Below are 21,571 nucleotides of genomic sequence, written 5' to 3'. Positions count from 1 at the left end.
CAGTGCTAACTGTCAGCAATGTCAGTTAGCCGTCACCGTACTGACCGGGTCTACACGCTATAACTGATTGATCAGCCCTCACTCCACGCACATGGCGTCTATCAGGCATGCCCACCACAACTAAAAAAATCATGCTGGGCACCCTCGTCGTTGCCCTGATCGGTGGCACTGCCTTGTGGCTCAACCGCCCCGCACCCAGCAAGTCCACGGGTGGCGCGGCGGTGCCAGTCCGGGTTGTTCAAGTACTGCAGCAAGATGTAGCGCGCTATGTCAGCGGGATTGGCGCGGTGTTATCGCTGCACAGCGTGATGATCCGTCCCCAAATCGACGGCATCCTCACCGACATACGGGTCGCCGAAGGCCAGGAGGTCAAGACTGGCGACCTCCTGGCGACCCTGGATGACCGCTCGATCAAGGCCAGCCTTGACCAGGCCAAGGCCCAACTGGGGCAGAATCAGGCACAACTGCAAGTGGCACTGGCCGATCTCAAACGCTACCAGGTGTTGAGCGTGGACAACGGCGTGTCCAAACAAACCCTCGATCAACAACAAGCACTGGTCAATCAGCTCAAAGCCTCGGCGCTTGGCAATCAGGCGGCAATTACCGCGGCGCAGGTGCAGTTGTCGTATACGCAAATACGCTCCCCGGTCACCGGCCGTGTAGGGATTCGTACGGTGGATGCGGGCAACTTCCTGCGGGTCAGCGATACCCAAGGGCTGTTTTCCGTCACCCAGATCGACCCCATCGCCGTCGAGTTTTCGCTGCCTCAACATCAGCTCCCCCTGCTGCACGACTTGCTCACGGCCAAAGACCCGGCCCGGGTCAAAGCTTTTATCGGTAACGCCGACAGCAGCGGCATGCCTCTGGGTGAAGGCCGCTTGAGCCTGATCGACAATCAGGTCTCGGCAACCACTGGCACGATCAAGGTTAAAGCCCGTTTCGACAATCCCAAGCAAACACTGTGGCCCGGCCAACTGGTCAATGTCCAGATCCAGTCAGGGCTGGCGAAGAACGCGCTGGTGGTGCCGCCTCAGGTGGTGCAGCGCGGGCTGGACAACTACTTTGTGTACCGGGTGCTGGTCGACACCGTCGAGACAGTCCCCGTGCAGTTGGTCTATCAAGACACCGAGCAGAGCATCATCACCGGCGTTAACCCGGGCGACACGCTGGTCAGCGATGGTCAGTCGCGGCTCAAGCCAGGTTCGCGCATTGAAATACTGAGTGAGCCAACGGCCGCTCAGGTGCAGCCATGACCAACAGCCGCTCGCTGTCCGCCTGGTGCGTCGATCACCCCGTCGCCACGGTGCTGCTGACGTTCGCCCTGGTGCTCGTGGGGTTGATCGCCTTTCCACGCCTGCCTGTCGCCCCCTTGCCCGAAGCCGAGTTCCCGACCATTCAAGTGTCGGCACAGCTACCGGGCGCCAGCCCGGACACCATGGCCTCATCGGTGGCAACGCCGCTGGAGGTGCAGTTCAGCGCCATCCCCGGCATGACCCAAATGACTTCCAGCAGTGCGCTGGGCTCGACCACCCTGACCCTGCAATTCACCCTGAGCAAAAGCATCGACACCGCGGCACAAGAAGTCCAGGCGGCGATCAACACCGCCTCCGGCAAGTTACCCAAGGATATGCCGACCCTGCCGACCTGGAAGAAGGTCAACCCGGCCGACAGCCCGGTGCTGATTCTGAGCATCAGTTCAATGCACATGCCCGGCACCGAACTCAGCGATTATGTCGAAACCCTGTTGGCCCGGCAGATCAGCCAGATTGATGGCGTGGGCCTGATCAACATCACCGGCCAGCAACGCCCGGCGATCAGGGTCCAGGCCTCCGCCGACAAGCTGGCCGCCATTGGCCTGACCCTGGCCGATATTCGCCAGGCCATCCAGCGAACCAGCCTCAATCTGGCCAAGGGCGCGCTGTACGGCCCGTCGAGCATTTCTACCCTGTCGACCAACGATCAGTTGTTTGACGCGGATGAGTACGGCCAACTGATCGTCTCGTACAAGGACGGCGCCCCCGTGCAGCTGCGCGACGTAGCACGGGTGGTCAACGGTGCAGAAAACGATTACGTACAAGCCTGGTCCGGGCATCAACCGGGGCTCAACCTGGTGATATCACGTCAGCCGGGGGCGAACATCGTTGAAACCGTGGACCGAATCCAGGCCGCCCTGCCCGGATTGCAAGCCATGTTGCCGGCCTCGGTTGAAGTGACCGTGCTCAGTGACCGCACCAAAACCATTCGCGCATCCTTGCATGAAGTTGAAATCACCTTGCTGATTGCCGTGCTGCTGGTAGTCGCGGTGATGGCGCTGTTTTTGCGCCAATGGTCCGCCACGCTGATTGTGTCGGCGGTCCTCGGGGTTTCGCTGATTGCCAGTTTTGCCCTGATGTATGTGCTGGGCTTCAGCCTCAACAACCTGACGCTGGTGGCGATTGTGGTGGCCGTAGGGTTTGTGGTCGACGATGCAATTGTGGTGGTGGAGAACATTCACCGTCATCTCGAAGCCGGCGAAAGCATGCGCGAAGCCGCGATCAAGGGTTCCAGCGAGATTGGTTTTACCGTGGTTTCCATCAGCTTCTCGCTGGTGGCCGCGTTCATTCCGCTGCTGTTCATGGGCGGCGTGGTCGGGCGGCTGTTCAAAGAGTTCGCCCTGACCGCAACCTCGACCATCCTGATTTCAGTCGTGGTGTCACTGACCCTCGCCCCGACGCTGGCCGCGCTGTTTATGCGTTCACCGGTGCACACGCCAGACGCCAGGCCGGGCTTTGGCGAGCGCTTGCTGGCGTGGTACGAAAAAGGCTTGAAACGCGCACTGGCGCACCAGCGGTTGATGCTGGGGATTTTCGGCGTGACGCTGGCCATGGCCATCGTCGGGTACGTGCTAATCCCCAAAGGGTTCTTCCCGGTACAGGACACCGGCTTCGTGCTCGGCACCAGCGAAGCGGCGTCCGACATTTCATTCCCGGACATGACCCAAAAGCACCTGGCGCTGGCCAGCATCATCAGTAACGACCCTGCGGTCCAGGCCTTTTCCCACTCGGTGGGCGTGACCGGCAGCAACCAGACCATCGCCAACGGCCGCTTCTGGATTGCCCTTAAAGACCGGAAAAACCGCGATGTGTCGGCCAGCGAATTTATCGACCGGATTCGCCCGCAACTGGCCAAGGTACCAGGCATCGTGCTGTACCTGCGCGCAGGCCAGGACATCAACCTCAGTTCGGGGCCAAGCCGCAGCCAGTATCAATACGTACTCAAGAGTAACGACGGCCCGACGCTCACCACCTGGACCCAGCGCCTGACTGAAAAGCTGCGCGCCAACCCGGCGTTTCGCGACGTGTCCAACGACCTGCAACTGGGCGGCAGCATCACCCATATCAGAATCGACCGGAACGCGGCAGCCCGCTTCGGCCTCACTGCCACCGATGTCGATGAGGCGCTGTACGACGCGTTTGGCCAGCGGCAGGTCAATGAGTTTCAGACCGAAACCAACCAGTACAACGTGATTCTGGAGGTGGACGCGCAGCAGCGTGGCAAAGCTGAGAGCCTGAACTACTTCTACCTGCGCTCGCCGTTGACCGGGGAAATGGTGCCGCTGTCGGCCCTGGCAAAGGTTGATGCACCTACCAGCGGGCCGCTCTCGATCAGCCATGACGGTATGTTCCCGGCAGCCAACCTGTCATTCAACCTCGCGCCCGGCGTGGCCTTGGGCGATGCCGTGTTGATGCTTAATCAGGCTAAAAATGAAATCGGCATGCCGAGCACCATCAGCGGCAACTTCCAGGGGGCTGCGCAAGCGTTCCAGAGCTCGCTGTCCAGCCAGCCGTGGCTAATCCTGGCGGCACTGGTCGCGGTTTACATCATTCTGGGGGTGCTCTATGAGAGCTTTGTGCACCCGCTGACAATCATTTCGACTCTGCCATCGGCAGGGGTCGGGGCGCTATTGATGCTGTGGATATGCGGCCAGGACTTTTCGATCATGGCGCTGATAGGGCTGGTGCTGCTGATCGGTATCGTCAAGAAAAATGGCATCCTGATGATCGACTTTGCCCTCGACGCCCAGCGCAACCGCGGTTTGAGCCCCGAAGAGGCCATCTACCAGGCGTGCATTACGCGGTTCAGGCCCATCATCATGACCACCCTCGCCGCTTTGCTGGGTGCCCTGCCGCTGATGCTCGGCTACGGCACCGGTGCCGAACTGCGCCAGCCACTGGGGATCGCCGTGGTTGGCGGGCTACTGGTGAGCCAGGCACTGACCCTGTTTACCACGCCGGTCATATACTTGTGGCTTGAGCGGATGTTCCATCGCTCCAAATCCGCCAGTGTGCTGGCGACGAATCACTGAGGCGGGTCATGCGCGTTCTGATTATCGAAGACGAAGAAAAAACCGCCGACTACCTGCACCGCGGCCTGACCGAGCAAGGGTACACGGTGGATGTGGCCCGCGACGGGATCGAAGGCCTGCACCTGGCGATGGAGAGCGACTACGCGGTGATCGTGCTCGATGTGATGCTGCCCGGCCTCGACGGTTTTGGCGTGCTGCGTGCCTTGCGGGCGCGCAAGCAAACGCCGGTGATCATGCTGACCGCCCGCGAGCGGGTCGAAGACCGGATTCGCGGGCTGCGCGAAGGTGCCGACGATTACCTGGGCAAGCCGTTTTCGTTTCTGGAGCTGGTGGCCCGCCTGCAAGCCCTGACCCGTCGCAGCGGCGGCCATGAACCCGTGCAGGTGACCGTGGATGACCTGTGGATAGACCTGATCAGCCGCAAGGCCAGTCGCGCCGGAGCCCGACTGGATCTGACCGCCAAGGAGTTTTCGCTGCTCAGCGTGCTGGCGCGGCGCCAGGGTGAGATTCTTTCCAAGACGGCCATCGCCGAGATGGTCTGGGACATCAACTTCGACAGCGACGCCAACGTGGTCGAAGTCGCCATTAAGCGTTTGCGGGCCAAGCTCGACGGCCCCTTCGAGCACAAGCTGCTGCACACCATTCGCGGCATGGGTTACGTGCTGGAGCGGCGTGGTGTTTAAGCGACTCAGCACCCTGAATTCGATCGCCCTGCGCCTGAGTGCAATGTTTGCCCTCGTGGCGCTGCTGGTGTTTGTGCTGATCGGCGGTGCGCTGTATCAGCAGGTCGACAAAAGTATTAGCCGTCTGCCGGAAGCAGAACTGGATGCGCGTTACAGCGTGCTGGAGTCTTCCGTAAATCGTTACGGCACGCCCGAACACTGGGCCAAAATCAGCGCCAAGCTTAAGTTGCTCAGCGAAGAAGACAAACGCATCCGATTCTGGGCAATCAGTTCGGACCCGCTCTATGAATATGGCAACCCCGAAGCCGCCGTACGCGAGTTCGCCCAAGGCCCGACCGGTGTTCGGGACCTGCAGCTGCCTGGTCAGGCTTATCCTTTCAACGTGCTGATCAGCCAGATCCCGGCCAAGGAACAACGCCCGGCGATGCGCTTTTTAATAGCCATCGATACGCAAACCTTTCGTCAGACCCAGCACCACTTGCTGATCGCGTTAATCAGCTTGGCGGCTATTGGTGTTCTGCTGGCCTCACTGCTCGGTTATTGGGTGGCAAGGATCGGCCTCAAGCCGTTGAACATTTTGTCTGAGGCCGCGCAAAAACTGGCTCCCCCACGGTTGTCTGGACGCTTACACCTCGCACCCATGGCTCCGGAACTGGAGCAACTGGTCAGCGCCTTTAACGCAACCCTCGAACGCGTCGAGTTGGCCTATACGCGGCTGGAGTCGTTCAATGCCGACGTGGCCCATGAACTGCGCTCACCCCTGACCAACCTGATTGGCCAAACCCAGGTTGCACTGACGCGGGGGCGTTCGGCCGAGCACTACTTTGAGGTGTTGCAATCCAACCTCGAAGAACTGGAGCGCCTGCGCAGTATCATCAATGACATGCTGTTTCTGGCCAGCGCCGATCAGGGGAGCAAGGCGAGCAAACTGACCCGGGCGTCCCTGGCAGATGAAGTGGCCACGACCCTGGATTATCTGGAGTTCATTCTTGAGGACGCGCAGGTTGATGTGAGGGTGAGCGGCGATGCTCAGGTCAATATCGAAAAAGCCCATCTGCGCAGGGCACTGATCAACTTGCTGAGCAATGCTGTGCAGCACACCGAGGCCGGGCAATCGATTGACGTACAGATCAGTCGTACGGAGGATCAGGTGACCATCAGTATCAGCAATCCTGGCGAGCCGATTGCCCAAGAACATTTACCTCGCCTGTTCGAGCGCTTTTATCGCGTTGATGCGGCCCGCTATAACAGTGGCGCCAATCACGGATTGGGGCTGGCCATTGTTAAAGCGATTGCACACATGCACGGCGGCGACGTGTTTGTACGCAGCCAACACGGTAGAAATATATTTGGACTGACACTCCCCGAGCCCCAGATCTAAACACCTATAAACACAACATCAAACAATAACACCCCTTCCGCAAACACATTAAACACATACATCTTAGAACCACCATAACTTTTCACGCACAATAAATACCCAGCATCATAATCACACCTGCTAATTATGACAGTAGACGACTCACCCCCCCCTCCTCATACTCCCCCTGCGACAAGCAATAAATACCCAACACAACTGCCCTTAATTAAAGTCCGCTACCCAACACACTTAACTTTCCTGAACAGGTAGTTCTCATGAATGACTTCAATAGCAGTGACGACTTCACCAAAAACAATGATACCCACGTGTTAGCAGGACCCGCGACCCGGATTTTAATCGGCGGTAGCGGCGACACTGACACCCCCATCAATACAGGATGCACTATCCGGACGCCCTCACTGGTTCAGGATGCCAACGGCAACACCGTGTACGATGGGGTCGTTTACTGGAGCATGAGCACCAGCCCGCACATGCCGAACTTCAACATCACCAATACCAGCGCTCGAAACTGTCTTATCACAGGGCCGGTGACAAAAAGCTTTTCTTTAACCATGAAAGCCACCTACCTTAACCTTACAACTTCCAAAACAATTCCTGTTAAAGCCATTATTCCAACCACCCCAAAAATCGAGACTGTTTCACCTCCTCACAACAGCGAATATATAAAAGAGGCTTCAATAACGCTTAAAGTAAAAACAACAGGTATTCGACCTGAGGAAGCCCACTTCTACACTGTTCGGTATGAGCGACCCGGAGGTCCTGGCCTTGGTATGGGCGCAGCATTCCCTAACTTTGAAGTTACCACGTGGGCCAACCCGGCTTTTCCGGGAGTTAATACGGTCTATGCCTCATTATGGGATTCGCGCCTGAACCATGAGGTTTCGCTAGCCACGATCAAGTTTACAGTCGTGTAACAGCGTCCTGAGCACGTCATTCTTGCAGGCGAAATTCAATCTTAACGCGCGTTGACCATCGTATTGAGCCCCAGTACACATTGCCCGGCGCGTGACGCAATGACGGTGCATCTGTGTCATCCATCCCCGCAGGAGCTGAGCAAGGCTGCAACCTTTGACGTCAAAAGGATTGCCACCCTGCTCAGTTCTCGCGGGCTTGATGTGTCTAGCTCGCTCATCTCCCGGTTTGTTACTTTAAACGCAAAAGTCCTTGTCCAAAACATGGCTTTTTCGCCACCTCGCACCGCTATAGATTTAGGCCATCACACAGCACTTGCTAAGCAAGAAGGTCTTTGAAATGTCCAGCAGTATGGGTATGGCTAGCGTTTTCGTTTTGTCGTCTTTGTTGTTGTCGCCTTTGGCCATGGCGGAAGAATCCCCTGCATTCGTCGCACAAAATGCGGCACGCGCAGCTTCTTTTGAGCAGAACCAGGCAGAGCTGACGGCACGTCAACAAAACGACGCCAAGCCCCAGCAAAAGCAGGCCAAAGCCAGCGTTTCGGATGAAGCAAAAGACAGTTGATCCAACGCTTTCAAACTTCCCGACCCAGTCAGCCATATGCCATGCATGTGACTGATTGTTTCAAAAGCCGCTATCATAGCGGCTTTTTTTTGTTTAAAAAAAAAGCACTGCCTCTCTGGAGTGCGATCAAGCAAGCACAGTTTCTTTGATCAAAATAACAACTGCCGCCACTCTCAAGGAGCAACTCACTGGTGAAGTACTCACTAAAACTCAGTCCGTTATTCATTGCCCTGGCTGCAACGATCCCCACTTTCACCCATGCCGCTGACGACGCCTCAAAAGACGGCTTTATCGAAGGCTCAAGCCTCAAAATTAACGCCCGCAACTACTACATGAACCACGATATCCGCAGCCCCCATGCCGATGACAGCAAGGAATGGGGCCAAGGTTTCGTCGGTAAATTTGAGTCGGGCTTCACTCAGGGCACGGTCGGCTTCGGCCTTGATGCCTACGCCCTGCTTGGGCTCAAGCTCGACGGCGGTGGCGGCACGGACGGCAGCAGCATCCTGCCGGTCAGTGATGGTAACGGCAAAGCCCCCACATCCTTCTCGTCTGCCGGTGCGGCATTGAAAATTCGGGCATTTGATACCGAACTCAAGGCAGGCGATCTGTTTTTGACCAACCCGGTGATTGCCGGCGGCGAAACTCGCATGCTGCCGCAGACCTTTCGCGGTGTCAGCCTGACCAATCACAGCTTCGATGGCTGGATGTTCGAAGGCGGCCAGGTCAGCTTTGAAAAGCCCTACAACCAGAGTGGCATGCGCCGTCTGACAACCACCTACGGCGACCTTGGCGATCAGGGCAGCAAGCACATCACCTGGGCCGGTACGTCCTGGAGCGGTGTGCCTGGGATTACCAGCAATTTATATGCGGCCCAGCTGCAGGATATCTGGAACCAGTACTACTACGACCTGGATTACACCTATGCGCTGACCGAGAGCATCAGCCTTAATCCCGGCCTGCATTTCTATCACACCCAGGACACCGGTAAGGCGCTGCTGGGGGATATCGACAACAACACCTTCAGCCTGCACTTCGCGGTCGGAGTCGACGGACACAAGGTGACGGCGGTCTACCAGCGGGTCAACGGCAACACGCCTTTTGACTACCTCTATCAGGGTGACAGCGTATACCTCGACAACTCGCAGCAATATTCGGACTTCAACGGCCCGAACGAACGCTCCTGGAAGCTGCAATACGAATATGACTTTGTCGGGCTCGGTATTCCAGGTCTGACGACCAGTGCTTCCTACTCACGCGGCGAGCTGGATTTGACTAAGGCTGACGCCAACAGCATCGGCTACAGCAACTGGTACAACCCCGCAGGCAAGAATGCCCATCACTGGGAGCGCGATCTGGGGGTCAAGTACGTACTTCAGGAAGGCAAGGCCAAGGATCTGGCAGTAAGCCTGCGCTGGGCAACCAACCGCGGTAACACGGCTTACCAGAGCGTCGACAACGATGTCGATGAGTACCGGGTAATCGTCGACTATCCTATTGATGTGTTTTAATCCTTGACCATAAGGCCAGCTTTTAGCTGGCCTTATCTCTGTAAGGCATCACCTTATGGCAGGGCACGAATCGTATCTGTGAGGGCAAGGCCATTCCATTCTCCCCGCGTTCACACATCATCACTCGACGCATGCTGGTCGGGGCCAGCGCCCTCTCGGTGCTGGCCATCCTCAGCATCGTTGGCTATTTGCTGGTCAGGGAGTTCCGCAATACCGAAGAAGACGCCGCACGCGCGGCGTTGAACATTGTGCAGTTGATCAGCCGGGATATTCGTAACACGTTCTCGATCTACGACACCTCCCTGAGCAACCTGATCAAACTGATGCAAAGCCAGGCACTGGCCCCTCTTTCGCCACAGACTCAAAAGTCGGTGCTCTTCGACAGAGCCATTGAAGCGCCTTCCAACGCAGGGTTCTTTGTACTCGATGCCGAAGGCAAACTGATTGCCAGCTCTCGGCCGACGGTACCCTTGCTGGACAACGCTCTTCAGCAGCCTTGGTTCAGGGCGCACCTCAAAGCAAAAAGCGATGAACTCTTCATCAGTCGCCCCCTGCTCGTCAGCGGGATACCCAATGACTGGAACCTGATTTTGAGCCGCCGAATTACGGCTCCGGACGGCACGTTTGGCGGCGTCGCCGTTGCCCAGATGAAATTGAGCTACTTTCAGAATCTGTTCCGCGGGCTGGACCTTGGACCTACAGGCAACATCAGCCTCATCAGCACGGACGGTATCCTGCTGATTCAGTCTCCTGCGACTACCAAGTTTTACACCGGTCAGGACCTCAGCCAAACGCCGATCTTTTTGCGTTTTCTCACAGAGCGTTATGGCAGCTTTACCGCTATGTCCGGTGCCTACAACCTGGAGCGTCTTTACAACTTCGCTCAAGTCAGCGAGCTGCCCATGGTGGTCGTGGTGGCCTTGTCAACCGAGCACATTTTCAGTAATTGGCAGCACACAGCCTTGTTGATCGGTAGCGCAACGCTGCTGCTCTGCCTGGGTTTGCTCTGGCTTACCTGGCTACTGGTTCGCGAACTAGGCCTGCGTCAACGCGCAGAACGAGAGCTTGCAACCCTGGCCTCCACCGATCCGCTTACCGGACTGGCCAATCGACGCATGCTGGATAAAACACTGGATCTGGAATGGCGACGCGCTCAACGCTCAGGCGCCCCCCTGTCATTGATCATGATTGATATCGATCACTTCAAGGCCTTCAACGACAGCTACGGCCATCAGGCAGGCGATGAAGCCTTGCGTCGGGTCGCACAGGCAATCAATGCCCATGTGCGCCGCCCCGCTGATCTGGCGGCCCGCTATGGCGGAGAAGAGTTTGCGGTTGTCCTGACGGAGACAGACGCTGCGGGCACTCGCCTGCTGGCTGAAAAAATTCGCAGCGCGGTGGAACACATGCAACCGGCCAACACCGCAACGAACAAGCTCACTGTCAGTCTGGGTGCCTGTACTCGCTATGCCAAACCAGGCGACGTTCAGGAAGAACTGATCAGCACTGCCGATAAAGCGCTTTATCAAGCCAAGAAGCGCGGTAGAAACCGGGTAATGGATATCAATGAAACCGGGCTCAATGCACTTAAACCAAAACCCACGGAATAGAGCATGGCGTGGTTAAATCACAAACAAAAAAAAGACCACCCGGAGGTGGCCTTCAAAAACTAGAGAAAGAAGTTTTACTTAAACTGCCGCAACCGGACGCATGTACGAGATCGGTGCAGTGCTGGCATCTTCAAAGGTCACGACTTCCCACGCATCGGTCTGCTCAAGCAGCTTGCGAATCAGCTGGTTGTTCAGTGCATGGCCAGACTTGAAGCCCTTGAATTCACCGATCAGGCTATTGCCCAACAGGTAAAGATCGCCAATTGCGTCGAGGATCTTGTGCTTCACGAATTCGTCTTCATAGCGAAGGCCGTCTTCGTTTAGTACTCCATCCGCGTCGACCACGATCGCGTTTTCTACGCTACCGCCGAGTGCGAGATTGTGCTTGCGCAGGTACTCGATATCACTCATGAAACCAAAAGTACGTGCGCGGCTGACTTCTTTAACAAACGAAGTGCTTGAGAAGTCTACGGTTGCACTTTGGGTACGGTTACGGAAAACCGGGTGATCGAAATCGATCTCGAAGCTCACTTTGAACCCTTCGAAAGGGACGAAAGTGGCGCGCTTGTCGCCGTCTTCCACTGTCACTTCACGCAGGATACGGATGAACTTCTTCGGCGCGTCCTGCTCTTCCAGGCCGGCAGATTGAATCAGGAACACGAAAGGTCCGGCGCTACCGTCCATAATCGGGACTTCAGACGCGGAGAGTTCGACGTAGGCGTTATCGATCCCCAGGCCAGCCATGGCCGAGAGCAAGTGCTCTACCGTGTCTACTTTTACATCGCCGTTGACCAACGTGGTCGACATCGTTGTCTCGCCGACGTTTTCCGCGCGGGCAGGGATCTGCACAACAGGGTCAAGGTCTGCACGACAAAACACGATGCCGGTGTCCACAGGGGCAGGCTTGAGGGTCAGGTAGACCTTCTCACCGGAGTGCAGGCCGACACCTGTGGCACGGATAATATTTTTCAGGGTGCGTTGCTTAATCATGGCATTGGCCGCTTCAGCGCAAATTGCGAATAGGTATCAACAAAGGCTGGGGATAATAGCAGACCGAGCCTTTGCTGAATACCAATCACCTTAATAGCCCTGATTGATTTCATTAATCAGCCTGTCGACGAAGGAAAGCCGGGATGTCCAGGTAATCCAGATCGTCTTGAGGATTGAGCTTGGCAGCGGTCGTCGCGCCTTGCTGTGCCTGGTTACGCATCACGGTCGGGCGGTCCAGATCACGGTAGTTAACCACCGGTTGTTCCTGACGCTCGGTACGCGCTTCCTGACGAGCAGGTGCGTTGTGTGCCGCAGAAGCTGCGTACGAGGCTTGAACGCTGTTGTCGATGACCTTGACCGGCTTCTCGATTTTTGCGCCCAGACCGGTAGCAACCACGGTCACATGCAGTTCGTCGCGCATGTCCGGATCGATAACGGTACCGACCTTCACCATCGCGTGCTCGGAAGCAAAGGCTTCGATGATGCTACCCACGTCGGAGTACTCACCCAGAGACAGGTCAGGACCGGCGGTGATGTTGACCAGGATGCCGCGAGCGCCTTCCAGGTTTACGTCTTCCAGCAACGGGTTGCGGATAGCCGCTTCGGTCGCTTCACGTGCACGGTTCGGACCGCTGGCGCAGCCAGTGCCCATCATTGCCATGCCCATTTCGCTCATCACGGTACGCACGTCGGCAAAGTCGACGTTGATCATGCCCGGACGCTTGATGATGTCGGAGATACCGCGCACGGCACCGGCCAGCACGTCATCGGCCTTGGCGAAAGCCGACAGCAGGCTTGCGTCCTTGCCGAGGATGGTCAGCAGTTTTTCGTTCGGAATCGTGATCAACGAATCGACGCTTTCGGACAGCAGACGAATACCTTCGTCAGCGATCTGCATGCGCTTGCGACCTTCGAACGGGAACGGACGAGTCACCACCGCAACGGTGAGAATCCCCATTTCCTTGGCCACTTCGGCAATGATCGGCGCAGCACCGGTACCGGTACCACCGCCCATGCCCGTGGTGATGAACACCATATTGGTGCCCTGCAACACTTCAGCGATGCGCTCGCGGTCTTCCAGAGCGGCCTGACGGCCTACCTCTGGATTTGCGCCGGCACCCAGGCCCTTGGTCACACCAGTGCCCAATTGCAGGATCGTGCGCGCACCGATGCTTTTCAGCGCTTGCGCGTCAGTGTTGGCGCAGATGAATTCCACGCCTTCGATGTTGCTCTTAACCATGTGGTTAACAGCATTGCCACCGCCACCACCAACACCGATAACTTTAATTACCGGGCTTTGCGGGATGTTGTCTACGAGTTCGAACATGGTCCCTCTCCTTTCAGTTCTCTAGTTTTTTTCGCCTACTTCTACCGCTTTGAATCTTTTTACAGCTCAAGCTTTAAAAGTTGCCCTGCACCCAGCGCTTCAGGCGCTCAAACACAGGGGCTTTTTGTTCGTCACTGCTGTAGTTGTCGCGGTTGCTGATACCCGACATGGAAATACCGTCTGACTGCTTTTGCAGCCCGTACAGCAACAAGCCCACAGCGGTGGAGTAAATCGGATTACGCACAACGTCGGTCAAGCCCTTGAAGCTGTGCGGCACGCCCAGGCGGACCGGCATGTGGAAGATCTCTTCGGCCAGTTCGACCGCGCCTTCCATCTTTGAAGTACCACCGGTCAACACGATGCCCGCCGGGATCAAATCTTCGTAGCCGCTGCGACGCAGCTCAGCCTGAATCAGGGTGAACAGTTCGTCGTAACGCGGCTCGACCACTTCGGCCAACGCCTGACGCGACAGCTCGCGCGGTGGGCGATCGCCTACGCTCGGCACCTTGATGGTTTCGCCGGCGCCAGCCAGTTTGGCCAGTGCACAGGCGTAGCGAATCTTGATTTCTTCGGCATATTGGGTCGGTGTACGCAGCGCCATCGCGATGTCGTTGGTCACCTGATCACCCGCAATTGGGATCACTGCCGTGTGGCGAATCGCGCCTTCGGTGAAGATCGCGATGTCAGTGGTGCCGCCGCCGATATCGACCAGGCAAACGCCCAATTCTTTTTCATCATCGGTCAGCACCGAGTAAGCCGACGCCAGTTGCTCGAGGATGATGTCGTCCACCTCAAGACCACAGCGGCGCACGCATTTCTCGATGTTCTGTGCGGCATTCACGGCGCACGTCACTACGTGAACCTTGGCTTCCAGACGCACGCCCGACATGCCCAGTGGCTCGCGAACGCCCTCCTGGTTATCGATCACGTAGTCCTGCGCCAGGGTATGCAGTACACGCTGGTCAGCCGGGATCGCGACGGCCTGTGCGGCGTCGAGAACACGCTCAAGGTCGGCCGAGCTGACTTCGCGATCCCGAATCGCCACGATGCCGTGGGAGTTCAGGCTGCGGATGTGGTTGCCGGCAACGCCGACAAACGCCGAGTGAATCCGGCAACCGGCCATCAGCTGCGCTTCTTCGATGGCGCGCTGGATCGATTGCACGGTGGACTCGATGTTCACCACCACGCCTTTCTTCAGGCCCCGGGACGGATGCGTGCCAATACCGACGATTTCGATCGTGCCGTCTTCACCGACCTCGCCCACCAGCGCCACCACCTTGGAGGTGCCGATATCGAGACCGACGATCATTTTTCCGCTTTGCACGTTTGCCATGGGTCCTGCCTCTTCTTAATTCTTCGCGACAGCGGGTTGGGCTATCGTGGGTGCCACAGGTTCCCGCCAGCCGACGGCCAATCCGTTGGCATAACGCAAATCGATGCGCGCTATGTTTGTAATCTGTTCTTTCAGCGTTTTTTCATAGATGGCTATGAAGCGACGCATTTTTTCCACCAGGTGATCGCGCCCCAACAGCAACTCGATTCCAGGTCCTGCACTACCAGCTCCGGTGGTCAGGAACCAGCTACCGCGCTCACGCAATTCCAACCGGGCAATTGAAAAGCCCATCGGACGCAGCATCTGGCTCAACACCTGATACTGCTGCATCACTTGCTGCTGAGCCCGTTGGGGACCAAACAGCTGCGGCAAATGCTCATAGTTGGCCAGCTCACGCGGCGTGAATGCCTGGCCCTGGTTGTTCAGCAATGCTTCATCACCCCAGCGGGCAACCGGCAGTTGCTCTTCAAGGCGAATCACCACCTGGTCGGGCCACACACGCCGAACCTCGGCGTGTGCGATCCATGGCATTTGCTCAAGCTCGGTGCGCATGCCTGCCAGGTCTACCGTGAAGAAACTCGCCGCCACATAAGGGGCGATGCGCTGCTGCACGGCTTGCTGGCTGATGTAAGTCAAATCACCCTGCACGTTGACATTGGTGATCGGCCGATCCGCATACGGCATCAAGCGTTGTGCACCTTCGTAGGTGCCATAACCCAACGCCACCAGCAGTACCGGCCAGAACAAGGCTTTCAAAAAGCCAAAATTGGCTTTTGGCAAACGCACCGACATCGGCTCTTTCGCCACCATCCGGCTGGCGCCACGCGGCACCGGCTTGCGGCCGGGAGCGGGTGGTTGATGACGAAGCGATGCACCTTGCATGGACTTAACCCCGCGCCTCTAAGCTTGCCGCCAGAATCGACAGCACCAACTGCTGGAAATCCAGACCCGCAGCCTTGGCCGCCATCGGCACCAGACTGTGATCGGTCATGCCCGGCGCGGTGTTGACTTCCAGTAGCCAGAACTGGCCAGCGGTGTCCTGCATCACGTCCAGACGGCCCCAACCGGCAATACCGATCGCCTCGCAGGCTTTCGCCGTGAGGTCCATGAGCTCTTGTTCCTTGGCACTGTCGAGGCCGCACGGGATCCGATACTGGGTATCGTTGGCCACGTACTTGGCGTCGTAGTCGTAAAAGGTATGCGGCGTACCCAGGGCAATCGGAGGCAACACCTGGTCACGCAGGGTGGCGATGGTGAACTCGGGACCACTGATCCATTGCTCAACCAACACTTGCGAGTCGTACTTGCTGGCATCGGCCCAAGCGACGATCAACTCGTCAACATTATTCACTTTGGCCATACCGATACTTGAACCTTCATGTGCCGGTTTGACGATCAAAGGGAAGCTCAGTTCCTTGGCTGCACAAATACAATCGGCTTCGCTGCTCAACACGGCGTGACGTGGGGTTGGAATACCCAGGCTGTGCCACACCTGCTTGGTGCGCAGCTTGTCCATTGCCAGGGCTGAGGCGAGGATGCCACTGCCGGTGTAAGGAATGCCCAGGCACTCCAGCAGGCCTTGCATGCTGCCGTCTTCACCGCCACGGCCGTGAAGGATGATGAACGCACGGTCGATCTTTTCGCGGGTGATACGGGTGATGAAGTCATCGCCCACATCGATACCGAAGGCATCCACACCGGCGCTTTGCAGCGCACCCAGTACGGCATTGCCCGATTTCAACGAGACTTCACGCTCAGCGCTTTTGCCGCCGAACAGCACGGCCACACGGCCGAAGTCGGCAGGGGCAATGGTCGAGAACAGGTTGGCGTAGGCAGCAGTCATTTCAACTTTCCTTCACTGGTAGCAACAACAGCACCGGCGAACAGCGGGCTTTTAATAAGTTGCGGTGCCAGACGGCCGATATCGCCCGCCCCTTGGCACAACAGAATGTCGCCAGCGCGCAGCAGCGGCTTGACGATCGGCGCCAGCTCAACGCCGCGCTCGATGTAGATCGGGTCCAATTGACCGCGCTGGCGGATGCTGTGGCACAGCTGACGGCTGTCAGCGCCCGGAATCGGCTCTTCACCGGCCGGGTAAACTTCCATCAACAGCAGCACGTTGGCATCGGCCAGCACCTGGACGAAATCGTCATACAGGTCACGGGTACGGCTGAAACGGTGCGGCTGATAAACCATCACAAGACGACGTTCCGGCCAGCCGCCGCGTACGGCCTTGATCACGGCTGCGACTTCGGTCGGGTGGTGGCCGTAATCATCGACCAGCATCACACTGCCGCCTTCAACAGGCAGCTCGCCGTACACCTGGAAGCGACGACCTACACCCTCAAAGCCCGACAGCCCCTGAACGATGGCCTCATCACTGATGCCTTCATCGGAGGCAATGCAGATGGTCGCCAGGGCGTTAAGCACGTTGTGGTTGCCGGGCATGTTCACCGACACGTCAAGCGGCTCGCGGTCCGGGCGCAACACGGTGAAGAAAGTTTGCATGCCTTGCTGGCGAACATTGATCGCACGCACGTCCGCAGCTTCACTGAAGCCGTACGTTACGGTCGGACGCTTGACCAGCGGGAGGATTTCACGCACTACAGGATCGTCCAGGCACAGCACGGCCAAACCGTAGAACGGCAGGTTGTGCAGGAACTCGACGAAGGTTTTCTTCAGTTTGTTGAAGTCGCCTTCGTAGGTCGCCATATGGTCGGCGTCGATGTTGGTGACCACAGCAACCATCGGCTGCAAGTGCAGGAAGCTGGCATCGCTCTCATCTGCTTCAGCAATCAGGTAACGGCTGGTGCCCAGTTGTGCATTGGTGCCGGCTGCATTCAGTCGACCGCCAATCACGAACGTCGGGTCCAGGCCACCGGCCGCGAACACCGAGGCCAGCAGGCTGGTGGTGGTGGTCTTGCCGTGGGTCCCGGCGACGGCAATGCCGTGGCGATAGCGCATCAGCTCAGCCAGCATCTCGGCCCGCGGCACTACAGGAATGCGGCGTTCCAGTGCACTCGCCACTTCAGGGTTCGACGTGTTCACCGCGCTCGACACCACCAGTACATCGGCGGTGGCAGCGTTCTCGGCACGATGGCCGATGTAGATGTGTGCGCCGAACGATTCAAGACGCTCGGTCACAGGCGATGCATTCAAGTCTGAACCCGACACTTCATAGCCCAGGTTCAGCAGCACCTCGGCAATGCCGCACATGCCCACACCGCCGATACCGACAAAGTGGATACGACGGATACGACGCATCTCGGGTTGTGGCATAGCTTTTTGATTCTCAACCATTGGCCACCTCCAGGCAGATATCTACAACGTTGCGGGTCGCATCAGGTTTGGCCAGTCGGCGGGCATTGGCCGCCATGCTGTTGAGTCGTTCCGGTTGCATCAAAACCTCTGTCAGGCGTGCAGCCAGTTCGGCTGCGCCAGTTGTCGCTTGCGGCATCAGGAAGGCTGCGCCCTCGCGTGCCAAAAAGTCGGCGTTACGGCTCTGATGGTCGTCAATCGCGTGGGGCAATGGCACCAGCAGCGAAGGCAGACCGGCCGCAGCCAGTTCACTGACGGTCAGCGCGCCTGCGCGACAAACCACCAGGTCGGCCCAGCCATAGGCGTGGGCCATGTCTTTGATAAACGGTTGTACGTCAGCTTCGACACCGACCGCGTTATAGCGCTCGGCTGTAATCTGGCCATGCTGTTTGCCTGCCTGATGAAACACTTCAGGACGAATGTCAGCCGGTACTTTGGCCAAGGCTTCAGGCAACAATTTGTTCAGGGGTTCGGCACCCAGGCTGCCACCCAGCACCAGCAGGCGCGCCTTGCGCCCTTCCAGTGCGGCCCGTGGCGCAAGCGTGAACAGTTCAGGACGTACCGGGTTGCCGGTGGTACGCAGTTTGTCCGAGGCGGAGAAGGTTTCAGGGAAGGCTTCGCAGACACGACGGGTCATCGGCACCAGCAGACGATTGGCCGTACCGGCTACCGCGTTCTGCTCGTGAATGATCACTGGCACACCACAGGTTTTCGCGGCCAAACCACCAGGCCCTGTCACATAGCCGCCAAAACCCAGCACACACACTGGCTTGAGCTGGCGAATGATTTTGCGTGCCTGAAACAGCGCTTTGAGCAACACAAACGGTGCTTTTAACAGCGACAGTTTGCTCTTGCCACGCAAGCCCGCGACATTGATCAGGTGCAGTTTGAAGCCCGCAGGCTCAACCAGTTCATTCTCGATGCCACGGGGAGTACCGAGCCAGTGCACGGTATAACCACGTGCTTCGAACTCGCGCGCACACGCCAGCGCCGGGAACACGTGGCCGCCGGTGCCGCCGGCCATGATCAGCACATTAGCGCCCATGGGTCGGATCCTCATCGAAGTCGCTTTCTTTGAAATCGGTCTCTTCGCTGCCCAAGTGGGTACGACTCTCCCACTCGATGCGCAGCAACAAGCCCATGCACACACAGCAAATCACCAGCGAGCTGCCGCCATAACTGAGGAATGGCAAGGTCAGACCCTTGGTTGGCAGCAAACCGACGTTTACCCCGATATTGATCAGGAACTGACCGATCCACAGGAACGACAAGCCGTAGGCCATATAAGCCGAGAAATACTGCTTGGCGCGCTCGGCCCACATGCCTATGTACATGCCGCGCACGCAAACGAATACGAACAGGGCCAAGGTCAACAGCGAGCCGACTACGCCCAATTCTTCAGCCAAGACCGAGAACACGAAGTCGGTGTGCGCTTCAGGCAGGTAGAACTGCTTCTGCACACTGTTACCCAAACCAACGCCAAGCCACTCTCCGCGACCGAACGCGATCAGGGCCTGGGTCAGTTGGTAGCCGGAACCGAACTGGTCGGACCACGGGTCGGTAAAGGTGATCAAACGCGCCATCCGGTAAGGCTGGGCCTGTACCAGGACAAACACTGCACCCACCGCCAGTGCCACCATCAGGGCGAAGCGGAACAGGCCAACACCACCCAGGAACAACATGGCAGCCGCCGCGCCCATCATGACAACGGTGGCACCGAAGTCCGGTTCCATCAGCAGCAGGCCCGCCATCGGCAGCAAAACGATGAATGGTTTGAAGAAGCCCATCCAGCTTTCACGGACTTCCTTCTGCTGGCGCACCAGATAGCCCGCGAGGTAGATCACCACGAAGACCTTGGCGATTTCTGAAGGCTGTACGTTAAAGAAGCTGAAGCCGATCCAGCGCATGGAACCGTTCACTTCACGCCCGATACCCGGGATCAGCACCATCACCAACAAACCAAACGCACCGATCAGCAACAACCAGCCCAGGCGTTGCCATGTCGCGATCGGCACCATCAAGGTCAGGATGCACGCGCCAAGGCCGAGGACGATGTAAAACAGGTGGCGGATCATGTGGTACAGGGTGTTACCTGACTGCAAGGCGGCAACTTCGGACGATGCCGAAGTAATCATCACCAGCCCAAGGCCTAGCAACGCGAGGCAACCGGCCAGCAACGGGAAGTCGAGGTCGATGCCACGGCCCGTGATCAGCGGCGAAGGGTAAGGTTTGAGGATGCCGAAAATCATGCCAGCACCTCCACGGCGCGGGCGAACAACTGGCCGCGGTCTTCGTAATTTTTGAACATGTCAAAACTGGCGCAGGCGGGCGACAGCAGCACAGCATCGCCTGGCTGGGCCAACGCACGGCTTTGCTCGATGGCTTCGTCCAGCGAACTGACGCGCACTAAAGGCACCGAATTGCCCACCGCCTCTGCGATCAACTCTGCATCACGACCCATCAGCACAACTGCGCGGCAGTACTTGGCGACTGAGTCACGCAGGCCGCTGAAGTCTGCCCCCTTGCCGTCGCCGCCAGCGATCAGGATCAGCTTGCCGTCCATGTCCATGCCCAAGCCGTCGATGGCAGCCAGTGCCGCACCGACGTTGGTAGCTTTGGAGTCGTTGTAGTAGCTCACGCCATCAAGCTCGCGTACCCATTGGCAGCGATGCTCAAGGCCGGTGAAATGACGCAGGCTTTGCAGCATGGCATCGAACGGCAAGCCCACTGCGTGGCCCAGAGCCAATGCAGCGAGGGCATTGGCCTGGTTGTGAGCACCACGCACCTTCAATTCGCGAACGGGCATCAGGTTTTGAAATTCGAACGCGAGGTATTTTTCGCCGTTTTCTTCACGCAGGCCAAAAGCCTTGAAATCCGGCGCACCCAGGCCGAAGGTCCAGCACGGCTGACCTTCACTCATCAGCGGACGCGTCAGCGCATCCTGACGATTGACCACGACTTGCCTGGCACCACGGAAAATCCGGTGTTTGGCCAGGTGATACGCCGGCAGGCCGCTGTAGCGATCCATATGGTCTTCGCTGACATTGAGCACGGTGGCCACTTCAGCACCCAGCTGGTTGGTGGTTTCCAGCTGGAAGCTCGACAGCTCCATCACGTACAGCTCGACGTCATCGTTCAGAAGATCCAGCGCAGGCGTGCCGAGATTGCCACCGACCGCAACGCGCTTGCCGGCTGCCGCCGCCATTTCACCGACCAGGGTGGTCACAGTGCTTTTGGCGTTGGAGCCGCTGATTGCAACGATGGGCGCCTTTGCGTTACGCGCGAACAGGTCGATATCGCCCGACAGTTTCACGCCACGGGCCGCCGCCGCCTGCAGGGCCGGAGTCGCAAGTGCCAGGCCGGGGCTCACATACAGTTCGTCGGCACGGCACAGGAATTCGACATCCAGTTCGCCACAACGCACTTCCACTTGCGGGTAGTCACGGCGCAGCGTGGCCAGTTCCGGTGGATTTTCCCGCGTGTCTGCCACAGCAAACGACACGCCCCGCTGCGCCAGAAAGCGCACCAGGGACATGCCGCTCTTGCCGAGGCCGACAACGATGCGGAAGTGGTCAGAAGCGATCAGAGACACAGGTT

General features: G+C 58.1%; 17 protein-coding genes. 8 read left to right on the top strand and 9 right to left on the bottom strand.

All coding sequences use genetic code 11. The annotated features are described in order from the left end of the window. The first annotated feature begins 107 nt into the window (after nucleotides 1–107). From RGV06_RS18645 to RGV06_RS18610, 8 genes are all read left to right on the top strand, one after another. Nucleotides 108–1,253, top strand: a complete 1,146-nt coding sequence (locus RGV06_RS18645; RefSeq protein WP_019823770.1) for an efflux RND transporter periplasmic adaptor subunit — start codon at nucleotides 108–110, stop codon at nucleotides 1,251–1,253. Then, nucleotides 1,250–4,345 (top strand): multidrug efflux RND transporter permease subunit, encoded by a 3,096-nt coding sequence (locus tag RGV06_RS18640; RefSeq protein ID WP_322150819.1) that lies wholly within the window; start codon nucleotides 1,250–1,252, stop codon nucleotides 4,343–4,345. The genes RGV06_RS18645 and RGV06_RS18640 overlap by 4 nt, the downstream gene beginning before the upstream one ends. An 8-nt stretch (nucleotides 4,346–4,353) precedes the next feature. Next, nucleotides 4,354–5,028 carry a heavy metal response regulator transcription factor gene (locus RGV06_RS18635; protein ID WP_019823773.1) on the top strand — a complete coding sequence of 225 codons (675 nt, stop codon included), beginning with the start codon at nucleotides 4,354–4,356 and terminating at the stop codon, nucleotides 5,026–5,028. Further along, nucleotides 5,021–6,409 carry a heavy metal sensor histidine kinase gene (locus RGV06_RS18630; RefSeq protein WP_198820806.1) on the top strand — a complete coding sequence of 463 codons (1,389 nt, stop codon included), beginning with the start codon at nucleotides 5,021–5,023 and terminating at the stop codon, nucleotides 6,407–6,409. The genes RGV06_RS18635 and RGV06_RS18630 overlap by 8 nt, the downstream gene beginning before the upstream one ends. A gap of 254 nt (nucleotides 6,410–6,663) precedes the next feature. Further along, nucleotides 6,664–7,323: a hypothetical protein gene (locus RGV06_RS18625; protein ID WP_198822897.1), complete on the top strand. Its 660-nt coding sequence runs from the start codon at nucleotides 6,664–6,666 to the stop codon at nucleotides 7,321–7,323. Nucleotides 7,324–7,678: 355 nt separating this feature from the next. Continuing rightward, a complete protein-coding gene (locus RGV06_RS18620) occupies nucleotides 7,679–7,885 on the top strand; it encodes a hypothetical protein (RefSeq protein ID WP_235428601.1) in 207 nt (68 codons plus the stop codon). 191 nt (nucleotides 7,886–8,076) lie between these two features. Further along, the gene (locus tag RGV06_RS18615) at nucleotides 8,077–9,396 is read left to right on the top strand and encodes an OprD family porin (RefSeq protein ID WP_322150816.1); all 1,320 of its coding nucleotides are present in this window, start codon (nucleotides 8,077–8,079) and stop codon (nucleotides 9,394–9,396) included. A 131-nt stretch (nucleotides 9,397–9,527) separates the two neighbouring features. Beyond that, nucleotides 9,528–11,006, top strand: a complete 1,479-nt coding sequence (locus RGV06_RS18610; protein WP_019823784.1) for a sensor domain-containing diguanylate cyclase — start codon at nucleotides 9,528–9,530, stop codon at nucleotides 11,004–11,006. A 78-nt stretch (nucleotides 11,007–11,084) separates the two neighbouring features. Here the strand turns inward: RGV06_RS18610 and lpxC are convergent, their stop codons facing one another. The 9 genes from lpxC to murD form a co-directional block, all read right to left on the bottom strand. Then, nucleotides 11,085–11,996 (bottom strand): UDP-3-O-acyl-N-acetylglucosamine deacetylase, encoded by a 912-nt coding sequence (gene lpxC, locus RGV06_RS18605; RefSeq protein ID WP_019823785.1) that lies wholly within the window; start codon nucleotides 11,994–11,996, stop codon nucleotides 11,085–11,087. A 112-nt stretch (nucleotides 11,997–12,108) separates the two neighbouring features. After that, complete coding sequence (gene ftsZ, locus RGV06_RS18600; RefSeq protein WP_019823786.1) at nucleotides 12,109–13,323, bottom strand: cell division protein FtsZ; 1,215 nt, start codon at nucleotides 13,321–13,323, stop codon at nucleotides 12,109–12,111. Between the two features lie 73 nt (nucleotides 13,324–13,396). Beyond that, complete coding sequence (ftsA, locus tag RGV06_RS18595; protein WP_019823787.1) at nucleotides 13,397–14,656, bottom strand: cell division protein FtsA; 1,260 nt, start codon at nucleotides 14,654–14,656, stop codon at nucleotides 13,397–13,399. Nucleotides 14,657–14,671: 15 nt separating this feature from the next. Next, nucleotides 14,672–15,538: a cell division protein FtsQ/DivIB gene (locus RGV06_RS18590; RefSeq protein ID WP_019823789.1), complete on the bottom strand. Its 867-nt coding sequence runs from the start codon at nucleotides 15,536–15,538 to the stop codon at nucleotides 14,672–14,674. A gap of 4 nt (nucleotides 15,539–15,542) precedes the next feature. Further along, entirely contained in the window at nucleotides 15,543–16,499 is a 957-nt protein-coding gene (locus RGV06_RS18585) for a D-alanine--D-alanine ligase (protein WP_046809740.1), read from the bottom strand. Further along, nucleotides 16,496–17,956, bottom strand: coding sequence for a UDP-N-acetylmuramate--L-alanine ligase (murC, locus tag RGV06_RS18580; RefSeq protein ID WP_019823792.1), 1,461 nt, complete (start codon nucleotides 17,954–17,956; stop codon nucleotides 16,496–16,498). Before murC ends, RGV06_RS18585 begins: the two co-directional genes overlap by 4 nt. Further along, on the bottom strand, nucleotides 17,949–19,019 hold the full coding sequence (gene murG, locus RGV06_RS18575; RefSeq protein WP_019823794.1) for an undecaprenyldiphospho-muramoylpentapeptide beta-N-acetylglucosaminyltransferase: 1,071 nt from the start codon (nucleotides 19,017–19,019) through the stop codon (nucleotides 17,949–17,951). The genes murC and murG overlap by 8 nt, the downstream gene beginning before the upstream one ends. Continuing rightward, nucleotides 19,009–20,223, bottom strand: coding sequence for a putative lipid II flippase FtsW (ftsW, locus tag RGV06_RS18570; protein WP_416194560.1), 1,215 nt, complete (start codon nucleotides 20,221–20,223; stop codon nucleotides 19,009–19,011). The genes murG and ftsW overlap by 11 nt, the downstream gene beginning before the upstream one ends. Next, nucleotides 20,220–21,566, bottom strand: a complete 1,347-nt coding sequence (murD, locus tag RGV06_RS18565) for a UDP-N-acetylmuramoyl-L-alanine--D-glutamate ligase (RefSeq protein WP_019823799.1) — start codon at nucleotides 21,564–21,566, stop codon at nucleotides 20,220–20,222. Before murD ends, ftsW begins: the two co-directional genes overlap by 4 nt. Nucleotides 21,567–21,571: the final 5 nt, after the last annotated feature.

Source organism: Pseudomonas sp. CCI3.1, from assembly GCF_034313985.1.
In the GTDB taxonomy this organism is placed as follows: Bacteria; Pseudomonadota; Gammaproteobacteria; order Pseudomonadales; family Pseudomonadaceae; genus Aquipseudomonas; species Aquipseudomonas psychrophila.
This window is presented reverse-complemented; position numbering and strand designations above follow the sequence as displayed.

What these genes read in the sequence shown, in the direction of transcription:
- RGV06_RS18645 (WP_019823770.1), top strand. Translation starts at nt 108, where the DNA reads ATGCCCACCACAACTAAAAAAATCATGCTGGGCACCCTCGTCGTTGCC.
- RGV06_RS18640 (WP_322150819.1), top strand. Translation starts at nt 1,250, where the DNA reads ATGACCAACAGCCGCTCGCTGTCCGCCTGGTGCGTCGATCACCCCGTC.
- RGV06_RS18635 (WP_019823773.1), top strand. Translation starts at nt 4,354, where the DNA reads ATGCGCGTTCTGATTATCGAAGACGAAGAAAAAACCGCCGACTACCTG.
- RGV06_RS18625 (WP_198822897.1), top strand. Translation starts at nt 6,664, where the DNA reads ATGAATGACTTCAATAGCAGTGACGACTTCACCAAAAACAATGATACC.
- RGV06_RS18620 (WP_235428601.1), top strand. Translation starts at nt 7,679, where the DNA reads ATGGCTAGCGTTTTCGTTTTGTCGTCTTTGTTGTTGTCGCCTTTGGCC.
- RGV06_RS18610 (WP_019823784.1), top strand. Translation starts at nt 9,528, where the DNA reads ATGCTGGTCGGGGCCAGCGCCCTCTCGGTGCTGGCCATCCTCAGCATC.
- lpxC (WP_019823785.1), bottom strand. Translation starts at nt 11,996, where the DNA reads ATGATTAAGCAACGCACCCTGAAAAATATTATCCGTGCCACAGGTGTC.
- ftsZ (WP_019823786.1), bottom strand. Translation starts at nt 13,323, where the DNA reads ATGTTCGAACTCGTAGACAACATCCCGCAAAGCCCGGTAATTAAAGTT.
- ftsA (WP_019823787.1), bottom strand. Translation starts at nt 14,656, where the DNA reads ATGGCAAACGTGCAAAGCGGAAAAATGATCGTCGGTCTCGATATCGGC.
- RGV06_RS18590 (WP_019823789.1), bottom strand. Translation starts at nt 15,538, where the DNA reads ATGCAAGGTGCATCGCTTCGTCATCAACCACCCGCTCCCGGCCGCAAG.
- RGV06_RS18585 (WP_046809740.1), bottom strand. Translation starts at nt 16,499, where the DNA reads ATGACTGCTGCCTACGCCAACCTGTTCTCGACCATTGCCCCTGCCGAC.
- murC (WP_019823792.1), bottom strand. Translation starts at nt 17,956, where the DNA reads ATGGTTGAGAATCAAAAAGCTATGCCACAACCCGAGATGCGTCGTATC.
- murG (WP_019823794.1), bottom strand. Translation starts at nt 19,019, where the DNA reads ATGGGCGCTAATGTGCTGATCATGGCCGGCGGCACCGGCGGCCACGTG.
- ftsW (WP_416194560.1), bottom strand. Translation starts at nt 20,223, where the DNA reads ATGATTTTCGGCATCCTCAAACCTTACCCTTCGCCGCTGATCACGGGC.